Genomic DNA, 15,411 nt, shown 5'->3' with positions numbered 1-15,411 from the left:
TTATGACTCTTGCAGAATTTGTGAACGTTCCAAAACGGTATTTCAAAAAAGAATTACTTCCGGTTTTAGCAGATTTAAAGTTGGCGATCGTACTGCTATTGGCGATCGCCGTGTTCAGCATTACTGGAACTGTGATCGAACAAGGGCAGTCGATCGCGTATTACCAATCTAATTATCCTGAACATCCTGCGCTGTTTGGCTTTCTAACTTGGAAAGTGTTATTAACCGCAGGGTTGGATCATGTCTATCGAACGTGGTGGTATTTAGCTTTACTGATTCTGTTTGGCGCAAGCTTAACGGCTTGTACCTTTACGCGCCAATTACCTGCGCTGCGCTGGTTTTCCCGCACTTGGAACTTCTACAGCGAGTCGCGGCAATTTCGTAAATTTGCCTTGAGCGCAGAGTTCCCCAAGGGTGACTTAGATCAAGTTTCAAAACTGCTAGCACAACGCAACTATAAGGTTTTCCGGGACGGCGAAAAGCTGTATGCACACAAAGGACTAATCGGGCGAGTCGGGCCGATCGTCGTTCACGCTGCCATGATTCTGGTTTTGGTGGGCGGCGTAATCGGGGCAACCACAGGCTTTATGGCTCAAGAAATGGTTCCCAGTGGCGGCACGTTCAAAATCGATCACGTAGTCGATGCGGGAGTTTGGGCGGCTCCGCAAATTCCCCAGGATTGGTCAGTAAAAGTGAATCGATTTTGGATTGACTATCTGCCCACGGGTGAGATTGATCAGTTCTATTCGGATCTGTCTGTGCTGGACAAAGATGGAAAGGAGGTCGATCGCAAAACCATTCACGTCAATGAGCCGATGAAGCATAACGGCGTAACGATGTATCAAGCGGACTGGTCGATCGCAGCGATTCAAGTCCGACTGAATAACAGTCCGGTGCTGCAATCTCCAATGGCAAAACTGAATGCTGTTGGTGGTCGAGTTTGGGGGACTTGGCTCCCGTTAAAACCAGACATGAGCGATGGTGTTTCTCTAGTGGCAAAAGACTTACAAGGCTTGCTGTTAATTTACGACATGGACGGTAAGCTGATTGCTACGGTGCGTAAAGGAATGGCAGTCGAGGTGAAAGGGGTGCGACTGTCGATCGTGGATCTCATCGGTAGCACCGGACTACAAATCAAAGCTGATCCGGGTATTCCGATCGTCTATCTCGGCTTCGGGCTACTGATGCTAGGCGTAATTATGAGCTATATTTCCCACTCGCAAGTTTGGGGCTTAGAGAAAGATGGCGCGATTTACATTGGCGGCAGAACCAACCGCGCCCAAGTCACGTTTGAACGGGAATTTCTGGGAATCCTGGACGCGATCGACCAAAATCAAACAGAATCAACTCCAACTAGCCAACTTGCACAAACTTAAGGAGTAAATCGCTGTGATACAAGACAGGCCTCGACTTGATCGGCTTGAAGCTGAGATCGGAAGCCAACTTACTCTCAACGCTTCGCTAAGAACTTCGATCGAACTTCTCAACAATACGGTTGAATCCCAGCGTCAAGAAATCGCTGAATTGAGAGCAGCGACTGAAGCACTTTTGCAAACTGCCCAGCTTCATCAATCCAATATCAAGCTTCTTTCAACAGAATTTTGTCGCGATGGACATGGAGTATAGATGCCTTATCGCGTCTCTTTGCTGCTGACGATCTCACTCATCATTCCACTCGGTTACTTCGTACGATTCTCGCCGCTATTTCCAAATTGGTTTAGCGATGTGTTCGGAAGTATTGCTTATCAAATCTTCTTTATTTCACTGGTTCAATTCTGTTTTCCGAAAACGCCGATCGCCAAAACTGTAATCGGCGTTTTTATCTTTGCGTGCGCGATCGAATTCTTGCAACTCTGGCAGCCTCCTTTTCTCCAAGCCATCCGCGCCACACCTCCAGGACGATTGATTCTCGGAAATACCTTCCTGTGGTCAGACTTTCCGTCCTATGCGATCGGAAGCACAGTCGGATGGCTCGGAATGCGCCAGCTTAAACGGGCTTCGTATGGCTAACTTCGACCACCGTATGCACATTCCCGCGAGGGGTGTAATCTGCTTTGACAGAGATCTCTAGCGGATCGCAGGCAGCGACGATATCATCGAGAATTTGATTCGCGGCTTCTTCGTGAGAAATGTAGCGATCGCGGTAGCTATTGATATACAGCTTGATCGCTTTGAGTTCAACCACGCGCTGATCCGGCACATAGTTCACATAAATTGTGCCGAAATCGGGATAGCCCGAAAACGGACATTTACAGGTAAATTCCGGCAGCGTAATCGAAACCGTGTAGCGTCGCCCCGGTCGTGGATTTGGAAAAGTAATCAGCTTGCCTTCTTCGATCAGGCGTTCCCCATACTTCACTTCTGGGCGTTCTTGCGCTTGTGTCATGTTGAATCTGAAAAAATAACCTGACTGATCTTAGCAATCGGATTTACACGACGATCGCCATCCGCTTGAGGAACTTCTCCGTACAATCCCCGAAATTGATCCCCAAATCGAAATTTTTCTAGAAGAATCTTGACGAAAATCGCTTTGATTGCTTTAATTGCGGCTATTCTCAGGGCATTCCATTACGCTTCGACCGAAATACCTTATTGCTATGAATCCAATGCCGCAAAAAACGCCTCCCCGATCGGTGAACCTGCCCCCGCAGCCCCCGTCGGTTGGTTATTCCCCCTCCGTGCCCATCTCTGTCTATCGAGAAGTGGTTGCCGAACTCCAGGCAGCTAAAACGGAAATGGAGTCGATCAAAACTCAAAACCAGCAGTTAACCAAGCAAAATCAGCAACTGCGTCAGGAAATTGAAAAAGCCGTTCAATCTGCACTCAACCTACGCCAGTTCTCTAACTCGATCGCACCAGTCAAGCCTGTGGCACCGCCCCGGATCGATTTGACCCTCGACAGCGAACCCGTTTCATTTCAAATCCCGGTGATGCCGCCGAGAATGCTCGTAGAGCCGGAAGCTGAAGTGATCCCGCCGCACCTTGAGCTAAAACCACTGGACGACGACAAGCTGGTCATCGAGCAAGACAGCCAACCCCGGCGCAAACTCAAACTCGAAAAAGAATCAGGCATCGAGCTAAACGGCTGGATGCTCGGCGCTGTGATTTTACTCATCGTTGTGAGTGCTTTTGGTGCAGGCTTCCTGCTGGTGCGTCCCTTACTCAATCCTTCGGCTAAGTAATTTCTTGATTCGTAACGCATTGCAATTCTGAAATTACGAATTGCAACCAGGGAATTCCGATTTTTATCGCTCCGTGCGAAACTCGGAAACAGCACTACGATCGGGCAGACTCAGTTGTGAATCTGTATCAAATGTTGCAAAATCTACTTTGTGAACAATGATACATAGTGTCATGCCCGAACGATAGAAATTAGGATTAAGGAGTGTAAGGCTTGAAAAAAGTAGAAGCGATTGTTCGCCCATTTAAACTCGATGAAGTCAAAATTGCATTAGTGAATGCTGGAATTGTCGGTATGACTGTTTCTGAAGTCCGAGGCTTTGGACGGCAGAAAGGCCAAACTGAGCGCTACCGGGGATCTGAATACACGGTAGAGTTTCTGCAAAAGCTCAAAATTGAAATCGTGGTCGAAGACGATCAGGTGGACATGGTGGTTGACAAAATCATCGTGGCAGCCAGAACCGGAGAAATTGGAGACGGTAAGATCTTCATTACTCCCGTTGACCAAGTGGTTCGGATCCGCACAGGTGAGAAAAACTTTGAAGCGGTTTAACGACAATCATTTTTTCTTAAGCTAAACAAAAGAGGCAACTGATATCGGTTGCCTCTTTTGTTTAGGGTGTAGGTCTTAATCGGGTCAGTTTCAGCTTAAACGGGCCTCCTGCTGTCTCTCCAAACGCTTTCACGCGCACAATGTAGTTTCCTGCCCGCGCAATTCGCGTAAACAGCAGCGAATTGGTCGTGCCATCAGAACCATCGTCGTTTTCTGCGATCGTCGCTCCTCGCGTAGACATCAGCGCCACGATCGTATCGAAGTTATCCGAAGACAAATCGATCGCAATTTGATCCCCTGCCTGCAATTGCACAAGATAATCCCGCGCAAAGTTGCCGTCTCCGGTTGGAATATCCGTATCGGCTAAGCGATCGTTGACTTCCCGCCCCGGAGTCAGCGGAATCGGGGCATACGTGCGATTAGGCGTTTGTGCCATGGCACGAGTTGAAAGTACGCTGCCTGCGGCACACGCGAGCGTGACCGGCATTGCACAAACCCAAACCATCCATCGTTTCATCTTCACTCCTCACCTTGCTTTACTGCGCTTGACTTAAAACCTGCTCTAGGGCAGCGATTTCAACATCCCCTGAAAACACGCGACCATTCATCACAAAGAATGGTGTGCCATTAATGCCTAGCTTTTCTGCGAGTTGTACATCCGCTGCGATCGCCGCTTCGGCAGCTTGAGAGTTGCGATCGCGATCAAAGCGCGTCACGTCTAACCCTAAGCTTTTCGCCAAGCTCGCATACAGCGGCTCACCTAACTGTTGCTGCTGTGCGAACAAGCCATCGTGAAACTCCCAGAATTTCCCCTGCTGTCCGGCAGCCCAAGCGGCTTTTGCGGCTGGGAGTGCCTGAGCATGAATGCTAGTTAACGGTAAATGCTTATAAACCAGTGTGACGCGATCGCGGTTCTTTGTCACAAACTCGCGCACTGTTCCGGCTGCCGCCTGACAATAGGGGCACTGAAAATCAGAAAACTCAACAAGAACGGTTTTTCCGGCTCCTTTAGTCGGTGATTGGGCGATCACCGCTTTTGGCTTTTGCTGCAATTCCTGAATAAAGGACTGCTGTGCTTTGCGCTGAGTTTCTTGTTGCTCACGCTGGTAAGCTTGCACCGAGTCTAAAATCGCCTGGGGATTTTTCTGAAGGACTTGTAAAACTTGGGCTTCAAAATTTGGATCAATTTTGGTGGAATCTGCCTGCACCGGAGCAGAACAGCTAAATAAAATCAAGCTGACCAATAACCAGCTTGCGAAGTGTTTTAGCCTTCTCATTGCGTCTTAGCTCTAAAATCTGCCCTCGCACTATAGCTTATGTTAGCTATCGAGGGTAAAGAAGCGGGGAGCGAGGGATAAGCGTTGAGGAGACTACCCGATCGCTCTTGTGCAAAAGCAATTCTTTCCCCACTCTCCACCCACCTTCTACATTTCTTGCAGAATCGATGTGTCATCGCGCCCAACCTGAGTAAGAATAGAAGGGGGATCGCTTTACTGGGTGACGTAAGACTGTCGAGCAGTCGCGCAAAAGTTCGCTACTCCATCCGGATTGCAGGGATGAACAGCAACTTTACAGGATTCAGCAGTCCCAGCAGTGTGTTTTGAGTTGGAAACAGAACTTCCGCAACCGTTGATTTTGGTCAACTTCGGAGCTTCAACCCGCTTCCGATCGATCACCTGCACACCGTTCGCAGCCTTCCCACCTGCTAAAACTGGGAAGCTCATCGGCTTGTTGATTTACCAAGATGCGATCGTTTGATGCCAGTACGAGAACTGCCTTGAACGATCACATCTTGTGATAAGTGACGAATTCAAAGCCGCTGAGCCTGACCACCCCGTTGAACACACGAGGACATACCGCTTCATGGAATTCTCGATCGCTGAGTTACTTGCTAACTTCACAGATGATAAATTGGTTGCGCCCAAAGCTTTAGAGAAAAAGCTAGAGTGCAACGACGAAGCCAGTTTACGCCGCTTACAGATTGCACTTGATGCACTGGAAAAAGTCGGTGTTCTGGTCAAAGAACGCGGCAAGTACCGCCGAGTGACCGAAGACGGCGTGGTTGAAGGCAAATTACGCTGTTCGAGTAAAGGCTTCTGTTTTGCGATTCAAGATGTCGAAGGTTCGGAAGATATCTACATTCGCGAAAGCCAACTGAATCACGCTTGGAATGGCGATCGTGTGTTAGTCCGCGTCACCAAAGAAGGCAGTCGTCGCCGCAGTCCTGAAGGCGAAGTTCGTCTGATTTTAGAACGGTCAAATCCATCGGTGTTAGCCCGAATTAAAAAGACCGAGGCGGGTGAATTTCGGGCAGTTCCTCTCGACGATCGCTTGTTGTTTGAGTTGCAGGTGAATGAAAACGGACTGGCGCTGGATGAAGCGATCGATCATTTAGCGCACGTTCAGGTGAAACGCTATCCGATCGGGCAGCACGCCCCACTCGGTAAAGTGGCGAAAGTTTTGGGTGCAGATGATGATGCGGCAGATATTGACATTGTGTGCTGCAAGCATGACTTACCGCGAGAGTTTTCGGAAACGGTTTTAGCTGCCGCGAGGGAGTTACCGAACAAGGTGACAAAGCCAGAAATTGACTTACGGGTTGATTTACGGGGATTGACGACCCTCACGATCAAAGCGAAAAGCGAAGACAGCGCGGATGATGCGATTACGTTAGAGCGAACCAAGGCGGGGAACTGGCGCTTAGGCATTCACATTGCGGATGTAGCGCGGTATGTGGAAGCGGGATCATCGCTTGATCGCGAAGCCCAACGACGCGGAACTTCTGCTTATCTCGGTGAATTGGTAATCCCAATGCTGCCGGAGCAACTCACCGACAATCTCTGTTCGCTGCAACCCGGAAAAGATCGCCTTGCCATTTCAGTGTTGATCACGCTGGATGAATCCGGGCAAGTGATGGAATTCGAGATTCAGCCGACGGTGATTCAGGTGGATTACAAACTGAGCTATGAGCAAGCTGAAGCAATTTTGGCGGATCAGCACACCGAAGAGCTGAGAGAATTCGAGCCAATTTTTGAACTGTTGGCGCAGCTCGATCGCCTTAGCCACGCGATTAAAGATCAGCGACGCAAGCGAGGCGCGTTTGAACTAAACCTGCCTGAGAAAATCTACGCTCGTCCCGATGGCTCAGAATCGCCCGAAGAAGCGGGTAAATTTACCTTCAGCAAGTTCCACTACGATGATGAAGGCGTTCTCGGTGCGGTTGTCGTTTCTTCCTTGCTGCCGATTCACTCAATGATCGTCGAGTTAATGTTACTTGCAAATCAAACCGTTGCATCTCATCTACAGGCGTTAGGAATTCCGGGAGTGTATCGAGTTCATCCCACACCCGATCTCGAAGAAGTGCAAGAACTGGTTAAGCTTGCCGTCAGCATGGGGATTGAGCTGAAGCTTGAGCAGGAAGAGGAAGTTCGTCCACAGGATTATCAGAACTTTACCCATGCGTTTGCAGAATCGAATGCTGAGCGCGTTTTGACTTACCTGCTGCTTTCGACGATGAAGCCCGCCTTCTACAGCACTCAACCGAAACCGCATTTCGGCTTGGCGTTGGAGCAAGGCTATACACATTTCACCTCTCCGGTGCGTCGTTATCCTGATTTGCTGGTGCATCGAGCGCTTCATGCGGTGTTTGAAGAAGGACGCGATCGACGTTCTTCTCGCGTCAAGGACAGCGTAGATTTGCGCCATAGTTCCTGTCACGGTCAAATCAACTGGAATGTTCTTCCAACCGATTTACATCAAGAACTCGAAGGTCATTTCGGCGCGATCGTCGTTCATCTCACCGAACGCGAGAAAATCGCTCAAGATGCCGAAAACGATCTTGAAGGCTTGAAAAAAGCCGAATTAATGAAAGAGCGCACGGGTGAAGTATTCCACGGCTTGATCACCGGAGTCCAGTCCTACGGCTTATTCGTGGAGCTTGAAGAACTCTTGGTGGAAGGTTTGGTTCACGTCAGTTCATTGAAAGACGACTGGTACGAATTCCGATCGCGCCAGCAAACCCTCGTCGGTCGGAAAAATCGGAAACAGTATCGATTGGGCGATCGCATCGAAGTTCAAGTCAAGAGCGTCGATTACTACCGTCAGCAGATTGACTTAATCGCAGTTGGCGGCGGCAGTGAAGCCACCGATGAAATCTTTGATACCGAAGACTCATCAGAGTTCCAGTCTGACACTGCTCTCTCCGATGACGAATTTGGTGAGGAATAATAGAAAGTGCGGGAAAATACACCCGCATTTTTTATTCGGGATTGCGCTGTGATTAAACGTCCTTTGATTATTGGGGTTTCCGGGGCTTCGGGCTTGATTTATGCAGTTCGGGCGTTGAAGTATCTTTTATCAGCAGATTACGCGATCGAGCTTGTGGCATCCAAAGCAACCTACATGGTTTGGCAAGCAGAACTCGGTATCCGAATGCCCCCAGAACCCATTCAACAAGAGCAATTCTGGCGCACTCAAGCTGGAGTCGAATTTAGCGGTAAGCTCACCTGCCATCCTTGGGGTGATGTCGGCGCGAACATCGCAAGCGGCTCCTTCCGAACCTTGGGAATGTTGGTAATTCCTTGCAGCATGAGTACCGTTGGCAAACTTGCAGCAGGATTAAGCTCAGATTTGCTGGAACGATCGGCAGATGTGCAGCTTAAAGAAGGTCGTAAATTGGTGATTGTGCCGCGTGAGACTCCGTTTAGTTTGATTCACCTCCGCAATCTAACGACTTTGGCAGAGGCAGGAGCGCGGATTGTTCCGGCAATTCCGGCTTGGTATCACAATCCGCAGACGATCGAAGACCTGGTTGATTTTGTCGTAGCGCGGGCGTTGGATCAGTTTGAGATTGATTGTGTAGGGATCGATCGCTGGAAAGAAACGGACTAACAAACTTCTTGTCGCAAGTCAACGAATACACCGTTATGATCGCTCATCCTGCCGCGCTCTGGTGTTTCGCCCTCCCATGCGTTCGCTGACATCTTGTAAGGAACTAGACATTCAGATAAGCAGATATGGTCAATGGTCGATCGTGAAAGTCCTTGAAACTTTTGCTCGGTCACACAAACCAGTGAAAGATCATGCAAAGCAGCACTCAACATCTCAACTGACTGCTTCTCTTCGTACCAGCCCGACTTATCGCGACTTTGATTAAAATCACCTGCGATACACATGAGATGTGACGGATATTGTTTCTGAATCCGTAGCCAATCTTCGTGATGCTGTTGAATCGATCGATTTTCTCCCATTTCTTCGCAGTTCCACTGATTCCTTTGTCATTCGCCCAAGTAATCACAGTTCCATAAACAAGCATTAATCCGAAGGGCGACTCTACTTCAGCACAAACCGCATAAGTCGGATCAAAAGTGGGAATACAGCGAAGAATCCTCCATCGCGACCAAAGCGTTGTGAGGTTCTCACCTGGTTTGTGTCCTTGATAAGGAACAGTTGCAACGTATTCATAATCGGGTTTTAGGTCGATCGCTGCATTAGTCTCGGTCAGCACCCAAATATCTGCATCAATTTCACGAATTCGATCGAGCCGACGCTGATTTTTAATCCAACCGTTTTGCCTGGGACGTTCTAGGTTCCAAGTTGCAATCCGAAAACGAATAGATGAAGTCACAGCGATATCTCACCAGCTATTGCAAGTCTATTTACCCCATCAGCTAAGTGAAGCGATCGCATCTTTCACCCGAATCATCAGCGTCATTGCATCGATCGCTGAAGCAGCAAACCCACATTTCTCATAAAACTGCTTCGCCTCATCTGAAATGACATGAACCAAAATCGCTCGAATTCCAGCAATCTCAGCAGCCTGGAGCGTTCGTAAGATTGCATCCCGAAGCAATGCTCGTCCGATCCCTTGACCTTGCCATTGGCGATCAACTGCCAATCGTCCAATCACCATCACCGGAATTGGCTCAGGCATATTCCGTCGAATTCGCCCTGTTGCCTCCGTCTGCGCTACGGCTCCATTTGCAAGGCAGTAATATCCAATGACCTGATCGCCTTCACACAAGACGTAAGTTCGAGACGCTCCTTCTGCTTCGTTTTTCAAAGCGCGGCGTTTGAGCCAATCGTCTAGTTGAGTATTTCCTGAATCGAAGCCTTCAAGATGATGAGATGAATTAATCCTTTCAGGCGGACGAAGCTGATCTATTCCCACGGCGCTTTTGTGGTCAGAAGGGCACGAAGTCGATCGTTTGATGCAGGTGGCGCATCTAGAAGAGCTTCAAATTGATCGAATTTCTGTTTATCTAACGCGAAAAAACTGCGATCGAGCAATACATCCTGCGCCTTCTGATACGCCGATTCCAGCATAAATTCCGATCGACTTTTGCCTTGCACCTCAGCCGCATAATCAATCAGATCGCGCTGGCTCTGTGTGGCGCGAATATTAATCGTGACATCACGCGCTTGATCCATGACTCATTGCCAAACCTGTATAAGACAATTGTATATACAATGCCCCTACAAGGTTCACTGGTCGCTTGAATTCTGTCAGGCTTCACACCGGAGCCGCTAAAATATAGGATGTTCGTCGTTTTGCGGTGCGATTTTGTGCTGTCAGAACGCTTAAAACCAACTTTATTTCAATCGGATTTGTGCCGACGCGCAAGTCCGTATTGCTGTCACGAGGAATTCCTTATATGGTCGAGAGTCGAGATAGAACGCCCACCGCTCAGGAAACCTTTGTCCAAATGGCACAGGCGGCTGGACTGCGGGGACGCTTACTTTTAACGATCGGGCTTTTGATCTTCGTTCGATTAGGGATTTTTGTCCCGATTCCGGGCATCGATCGAGCCGCATTTTCACAAGCGATTCAAGGCAATAGCGCCTTGAGCTTTGTGGACTTATTCGCGGGTGGTGGTTTGAAAACGCTGGGTCTATTCGCCCTCGGGATTCTGCCCTTTATTAACGCTTCGATCATTATTCAATTGCTCACTGCGGCGATTCCCTCGCTCGAAGATTTGCAGAAGAATGAAGGCGAAGCGGGAAGACGCAAGATTTCACAGATTACCCGCTATGTTTCGGCAGGTTGGGCAGTTGTTCAAAGTACATTGCTCACGGTTGGATTATTGCGTCCGTTTGCCGAATCTTGGAGCCCGGTGTTTGTCGTCGAAACGGTTCTAGCGCTGACGGCTGGATCGATGTTCGTCATGTGGGCAGGAGAACTGATCACAGAGCGTGGCGTGGGTAACGGCGCATCGCTATTGATTTTTCTTAATATCGTGGCAACGCTGCCGCAGACCTTAGGAAAAGCGTTCGACTTGGCGCAAACCGGCGATCGAGCCGTGGTCAGCAGCGTCGTCATTCTGCTGCTGGTCTTCCTGGCAATGGTGGTCGGAATTGTGTTCGTACAAGAAGGAACGCGGCGGATTCCGATTATTTCCGCTCGTCGGCAAGTGGGACGACGGATGATGCTGGAGCGCAGCAGCTATCTCCCGCTGCGCCTAAATCAAGGCGGCGTGATGCCGATTATTTTTGCTTCCACTGTGTTAACGATTCCGGTAATTGTGGCGCAATCGTTTAATAATGCAGCATTGGCAAACTTTGTCAGCACTTATCTTGGCCCTGCTTCGATTTGGCACAACCTTCTCTACTTTGTGTTGATTCTATTCTTTAGTTTCTTCTACGCTTCGCTGATTATGCAGCCCGATGATATGTCGAAGAACTTGAAGAAAATGGGATCAAGCATTCCCGGTATTCGTCCTGGAAAGGCGACCACCGAGTATGTTGAGCGCGTTTTGAATCGATTGACCTTCTTAGGTGCTATCTTCTTAGGGATCGTCGCGATCGTACCTTCGATTATCGAAAATGCAACTCCAGTGAAAGTCTTCCAAGGCTTTGGGGCGACCTCTATCCTAATTCTGGTAGGTGTGGCGATCGACACGGCGAAACAGATTCAAACGTATGTAATTTCTCAACGTTACGAAGGAATGGTGAAACAATAGTGGCGCGACTGATTTTTGTCGGACCTCCCGGAGCCGGGAAAGGGACTCAATCGAAATTTTTGGCTGACTCCCACCAAATTCCGCACATTTCGACCGGGGATATTCTCCGGGAGGCGGTGGCTGAGAAAACGTCGCTGGGGGTGAAGGCTCAAGGATACATGGATCGGGGTGAACTGGTGCCCGATCAACTGGTGATTGATTTGATTCGCGAACGATTGGGAAAACCGGATGCTCAACTGGGCTGGATTCTCGATGGGTTTCCGCGCAATGTGGCACAGGCAGAATTCCTCGATGTGCTGCTGGATGAGTTGAGTCAGGGGTGCGATCGCGTGATCAATTTCGATGTGCCAGATGAAGTGCTGGTGACTCGAATGCTGAGCCGGGGACGCAAGGATGACAACGAGGATACGATTCGTCGTCGTCTGGAAGTCTACCGAGAGCAGACTGCACCGTTGATCAACTACTACGAATCGCGGGACAAGTTAGTTACCATCAACGGCGATCAAACGATGGAAGAAGTCGCAACCGCATTGAATCAAGTTTGCGCTTAACTTTCAAACTTCAACTGATCAGATTTGAGGCTCAACCTTAAGGCTGGTCAGTTTTTTTATGCTTCACAACCAATATGAGGCACCCACCTTTAAGAAACAATTCTTTAGCAGCTTAACCAAATCAGAGAAAAGTAATTGATCCGCGATCGCACCCCTAGAAGCCATAACAATGCTTTCAGTAAGATTGAGAGTTTTAGGGGTGTTCGATTGAGGACTAAGAATGAGTAGTACAAAGCAGTTAAAACTGGGTGCATTTATGCGTCCCGTCAGCATTCATACCGCAGCTTGGCGTTACCCTGGCGCGATTCCAGACGCAAACTTTAATTTCTCAGCTATAAAACAATTTATTCAGAAACTAGAGCAAAGTAAGTTTGATGCCTTCTTTATGGCAGACCATTTGGCTGTTCTCAACATGCCGATCGATGCCCTAAAGCGCAGTCACACCGTCACATCCTTCGAGCCGTTGACACTCCTTTCTGCACTTGCTGCTGTAACTGAACATATCGGATTAATTGCGACCGCTTCAACAACTTACGATCAGCCCTATCACATTGCTCGCCGCTTCGCCTCTCTCGACCATATCAGTGAAGGTCGCGCGGGCTGGAACATTGTGACGACCTATAACCCAGATGCAGCCTTGAACTTCGGGCTGGAGCAAGAGATTGAACACGGCGAACGGTATCGACGCGCCCGTGAATTTTATGATGTGGTGATTGGGCTTTGGGATTCTTTTGCGGATGATGCTTTTATTCGGGATGTCGAAGCAGGCGTGTACTTCGATCCGGCAAAAATGCACATTCTGAATCACAAGGGAAAATATTTTTCAGTGCGAGGTGCTTTGAACATTGCTAGACCTGTTCAGGGTTATCCGGTGATTGTGCAGGCGGGAGCTTCTGAAGCGGGACGACAATTGGCTGCGGAAACTGCCGAGGTTGTGTTTTCAGGGGTCAACACGCTAGAAGCAGGAAAGGCACTGTTTGCAGATATTAAGCGTCGATCGCAGGCGATCGGACGCACTCCCGATAGCATTAAAATCCTGCCCGGTGCGCTGGTGATTGTTGGCGAAACGGTTCAGGCAGCAAAAGCTAAACAGGCACATCTTGATAGTCTGATTCATTATGATAGCGGCATTAGTAGCTTGAATCTGGCGCTGGGCTACGATGTGTCAGGCTTTGATCCAGATAGTCTATTACCGGAGATTCCAGAGTCAAATGGGAGCCATACCGGACGCGATCGCATCGTCGCGCTTGCCCGACGTGAGAATTTAACCATTCGTCAGTTAGCGCAACGGGCGGCTAGCTATGGTGGTTTAATCTTTGTCGGTACACCTCAAACGATCGCAGATGAAATGGAACAATGGCTCTTCGAGGAAGCCGCAGATGGCTTTAACATCATGTTTCCTTTTCTGCCTGAAGGCTTAAATGATTTTGTGGATCAAGTGGTTCCAGAACTTCAACGGCGTGGAATTTTTCGCACAGAATACGAGGGCAAAACGCTGCGCGAGAATCTGGGTTTGGCGCGTCCTGAGAATCAATTCTTTCAACCTACATCGGTGTAAGTTTAACCAATAATAGACTTGTTGATTTGGGGGGAGCGACTTATCCTGTGAGCAGTTGAAGCTGAGATCGATCGAATGAACCAAAATCAAGAGCATCCTAAAGTTGTCGTGGTTGGAGCAGGGTGGGCAGGCTTAGGCGCAGCTTACCATCTTGCTCAGCAAGGATATGCAGTCACACTGCTCGAAGCCGGGGGCTATCCGGGCGGACTGGTAGCAGGCTGGAAAACCGCACAGGGACGATCGGTGGAAGCTGGAATTCATGGGTTTTGGTATCCCTACAGCAATATTTTCTCTTTAGTTAAGAAATTGGGCATCTCGCCCTTTACTGATTGGACGCGCTCTTCTCAGTATTCTCCAGCAGGGCTGGAAGTCGAGTCGCCAATCTTTCAGCAAGAACCCCGCTTGCCAACCCCGCTTGGAACATTCTTATACACGCGATTTAAGCGATTGCCGCTCAGCGATCGACTGTCTGCGCTACCGTTACTCTATGCAGTGGTTGATTTTGACAATTCAGATGCAGCTTGGAAGCGATATGATCCGGTGACTGCTCGCGAACTGTTTAAGCAATTCGGAGTTTCTGCGCGGCTCTACAAAGAGTCATTTGAGCCGATGTTACTGGTGGGATTGTTTGCGCCGGGAGAACAATGTTCAGCCGCAGCAGCGTTAGGAATGTTGTATTACTTCATCTTGGCGCATCAACCGGATTTTGATGTGGTGTGGTGTCGCGGCACGGTGGGAGAGTACATTTTTCGTCCTTGGGTTGAGCAAATCGAGCAGGCAGGGGGACGGGTGCTGACTCAGCGGCGTGTGAGTGATTTGAGGGTTCAGGCTTCGGGGGGAGTTCCCGCAGTAAGTGGGGTTGTGTGCGGTGAGGAAGTCTTTGAAGCAGATGCCGTGATTTTTGCGGTAGGTGTGGCTGGAATGCAGAAAATTGTCAGTAGCAGTTCGACATTGCGCCAGTTTCCTGAATTCTGTAATTTGATGAATTTGAACGCGATCGATGCGATGGCGACGCGGTTGTGGTTCGATCGTAAAGTTCCCGTGCCGTTGCCGTCGAATGCTTGCTTTGGGTTTGATGCCACAACCGGCTGGACATTCTTTGATCTCAATGCGCTGCATGATGAATGGAAAGATGAACCTGGCAGCGTGATTGAGGCAGATTTTTATCATGCGAATCAATTGCTACCGCTAGATGATGCACAGGTCATTGCGAAAGTTCAGCGCGATCTTACGGTTTGTGTGCCTGAATTTCGGAATGCCAAAGTAATTGATAGCAGTGTGGTGCGATTGCCAAGAGCCGTGACGCACTTCTCTCCTGGAAGCTATCAGTCGATGCTTTCTGGAACAACGAGCATCGATAATCTCTTTATGAGTGGAGATTGGATTATTACTCGTCATGGCTCTTGGTCGCAGGAAAAGGCTTATGTGACTGGACTTGAAGCAGCTAACCAAGTGATTAATCAGTTGGGTGTGGGTAAGCCTGCTGAAATTATTCCGATCGAGCCAGATGAGCCACATATCGCAGCGCTTCGTAGTGCTAATCGCACCTTAAGAGACTTAACAAGCAGCTTTGTACCGCCACTTTGGTTGCCTTAAATGCAATGCCAGTCT

Annotated in this window: 19 protein-coding genes; 11 read left to right on the top strand and 8 right to left on the bottom strand. The window is 49.1% G+C overall.

What is annotated here, in order from left to right:
* Positions 1 to 2 precede the first annotated feature (2 nt).
* From NC980_RS19470 to NC980_RS19460, 3 genes are read left to right on the top strand one after another with little or no spacing between them, the layout of a single operon-like run.
* Positions 3 to 1,376 (top strand): cytochrome c biogenesis protein, encoded by a 1,374-nt coding sequence (locus NC980_RS19470; RefSeq protein ID WP_190376134.1) that lies wholly within the window; start codon positions 3 to 5, stop codon positions 1,374 to 1,376.
* A 13-nt stretch (positions 1,377 to 1,389) separates the two neighbouring features.
* Entirely contained in the window at positions 1,390 to 1,626 is a 237-nt protein-coding gene (locus NC980_RS19465; RefSeq protein WP_190376133.1) for a hypothetical protein, read from the top strand.
* A complete protein-coding gene (locus tag NC980_RS19460) occupies positions 1,627 to 2,010 on the top strand; it encodes a DUF2809 domain-containing protein (protein WP_190376132.1) in 384 nt (127 codons plus the stop codon).
* On the opposite strand, the gene queF is transcribed toward NC980_RS19460, so the two are convergent.
* Positions 1,988 to 2,386 carry a preQ(1) synthase gene (gene queF / locus NC980_RS19455; RefSeq protein WP_190376131.1) on the bottom strand — a complete coding sequence of 133 codons (399 nt, stop codon included), beginning with the start codon at positions 2,384 to 2,386 and terminating at the stop codon, positions 1,988 to 1,990. The two genes, NC980_RS19460 and queF, sit on opposite strands and share 23 nt — an antisense overlap.
* A gap of 211 nt (positions 2,387 to 2,597) precedes the next feature.
* On the opposite strand from queF, the gene NC980_RS19450 reads away from it, so the two are divergent.
* Both NC980_RS19450 and NC980_RS19445 read left to right on the top strand, forming a co-directional pair.
* Entirely contained in the window at positions 2,598 to 3,182 is a 585-nt protein-coding gene (locus NC980_RS19450; RefSeq protein ID WP_206753812.1) for a hypothetical protein, read from the top strand.
* 212 nt (positions 3,183 to 3,394) lie between these two features.
* Positions 3,395 to 3,733 (top strand): P-II family nitrogen regulator, encoded by a 339-nt coding sequence (locus NC980_RS19445; protein ID WP_059000501.1) that lies wholly within the window; start codon positions 3,395 to 3,397, stop codon positions 3,731 to 3,733.
* Positions 3,734 to 3,794: 61 nt separating this feature from the next.
* Here NC980_RS19445 and NC980_RS19440 read toward each other — a convergent pair whose 3' ends face one another.
* The 3 genes from NC980_RS19440 to NC980_RS19430 all read right to left on the bottom strand — a co-directional run bounded on the left by NC980_RS19440 (position 3,795) and on the right by NC980_RS19430 (position 5,457).
* Positions 3,795 to 4,250 carry a DVUA0089 family protein gene (locus NC980_RS19440; RefSeq protein ID WP_190376129.1) on the bottom strand — a complete coding sequence of 152 codons (456 nt, stop codon included), beginning with the start codon at positions 4,248 to 4,250 and terminating at the stop codon, positions 3,795 to 3,797.
* Between the two features lie 19 nt (positions 4,251 to 4,269).
* Positions 4,270 to 5,010 carry a thioredoxin domain-containing protein gene (locus NC980_RS19435; RefSeq protein ID WP_190376128.1) on the bottom strand — a complete coding sequence of 247 codons (741 nt, stop codon included), beginning with the start codon at positions 5,008 to 5,010 and terminating at the stop codon, positions 4,270 to 4,272.
* Between the two features lie 213 nt (positions 5,011 to 5,223).
* On the bottom strand, positions 5,224 to 5,457 hold the full coding sequence (locus NC980_RS19430) for a hypothetical protein (RefSeq protein WP_190376127.1): 234 nt from the start codon (positions 5,455 to 5,457) through the stop codon (positions 5,224 to 5,226).
* A 139-nt stretch (positions 5,458 to 5,596) separates the two neighbouring features.
* Here NC980_RS19430 and NC980_RS19425 point away from each other — a divergent pair, with 139 nt between their 5' ends.
* A complete protein-coding gene (locus tag NC980_RS19425) occupies positions 5,597 to 7,960 on the top strand; it encodes a ribonuclease R family protein (protein ID WP_190376126.1) in 2,364 nt (787 codons plus the stop codon).
* 48 nt (positions 7,961 to 8,008) lie between these two features.
* Positions 8,009 to 8,623 carry a UbiX family flavin prenyltransferase gene (locus NC980_RS19420; RefSeq protein WP_190376125.1) on the top strand — a complete coding sequence of 205 codons (615 nt, stop codon included), beginning with the start codon at positions 8,009 to 8,011 and terminating at the stop codon, positions 8,621 to 8,623.
* Here the strand turns inward: NC980_RS19420 and NC980_RS19415 are convergent.
* Genes NC980_RS19415 through NC980_RS19400 form a run of 4 tightly spaced genes read right to left on the bottom strand, consistent with a single transcriptional unit; the run spans position 8,620 to position 10,162 of the window.
* Positions 8,620 to 8,835, bottom strand: coding sequence for a hypothetical protein (locus tag NC980_RS19415; protein WP_190376124.1), 216 nt, complete (start codon positions 8,833 to 8,835; stop codon positions 8,620 to 8,622). The two genes, NC980_RS19420 and NC980_RS19415, sit on opposite strands and share 4 nt — an antisense overlap.
* Positions 8,829 to 9,359, bottom strand: coding sequence for an endonuclease/exonuclease/phosphatase family protein (locus NC980_RS19410; RefSeq protein ID WP_190376123.1), 531 nt, complete (start codon positions 9,357 to 9,359; stop codon positions 8,829 to 8,831). Before NC980_RS19410 ends, NC980_RS19415 begins: the two co-directional genes overlap by 7 nt.
* 39 nt (positions 9,360 to 9,398) lie before the next feature.
* Positions 9,399 to 9,902 (bottom strand): GNAT family N-acetyltransferase, encoded by a 504-nt coding sequence (locus NC980_RS19405; protein ID WP_190376122.1) that lies wholly within the window; start codon positions 9,900 to 9,902, stop codon positions 9,399 to 9,401.
* Entirely contained in the window at positions 9,893 to 10,162 is a 270-nt protein-coding gene (locus tag NC980_RS19400; RefSeq protein ID WP_190376121.1) for a DUF1778 domain-containing protein, read from the bottom strand. Before NC980_RS19400 ends, NC980_RS19405 begins: the two co-directional genes overlap by 10 nt.
* A gap of 224 nt (positions 10,163 to 10,386) precedes the next feature.
* Between NC980_RS19400 and secY the strand changes: the two genes are divergently transcribed.
* The 4 genes from secY (at position 10,387) to NC980_RS19380 (ending at position 15,396) form a co-directional block, all read left to right on the top strand.
* Positions 10,387 to 11,691 carry a preprotein translocase subunit SecY gene (secY, locus tag NC980_RS19395; RefSeq protein WP_190376120.1) on the top strand — a complete coding sequence of 435 codons (1,305 nt, stop codon included), beginning with the start codon at positions 10,387 to 10,389 and terminating at the stop codon, positions 11,689 to 11,691.
* A complete protein-coding gene (locus NC980_RS19390; RefSeq protein WP_190376119.1) occupies positions 11,691 to 12,242 on the top strand; it encodes an adenylate kinase in 552 nt (183 codons plus the stop codon). The genes secY and NC980_RS19390 overlap by 1 nt, the downstream gene beginning before the upstream one ends.
* 220 nt (positions 12,243 to 12,462) lie before the next feature.
* Positions 12,463 to 13,800: an LLM class flavin-dependent oxidoreductase gene (locus tag NC980_RS19385; RefSeq protein ID WP_190376118.1), complete on the top strand. Its 1,338-nt coding sequence runs from the start codon at positions 12,463 to 12,465 to the stop codon at positions 13,798 to 13,800.
* Positions 13,801 to 13,875: 75 nt separating this feature from the next.
* Entirely contained in the window at positions 13,876 to 15,396 is a 1,521-nt protein-coding gene (locus NC980_RS19380; protein WP_190376117.1) for an FAD-dependent oxidoreductase, read from the top strand.
* The last annotated feature ends 15 nt before the right edge of the window (positions 15,397 to 15,411 follow it).

This window comes from Leptolyngbya sp. AS-A5 (assembly GCF_039962495.1).
Taxonomy (GTDB): Bacteria; Cyanobacteriota; Cyanobacteriia; order Leptolyngbyales; family Leptolyngbyaceae; genus Leptolyngbya.
This window is presented reverse-complemented; position numbering and strand designations above follow the sequence as displayed.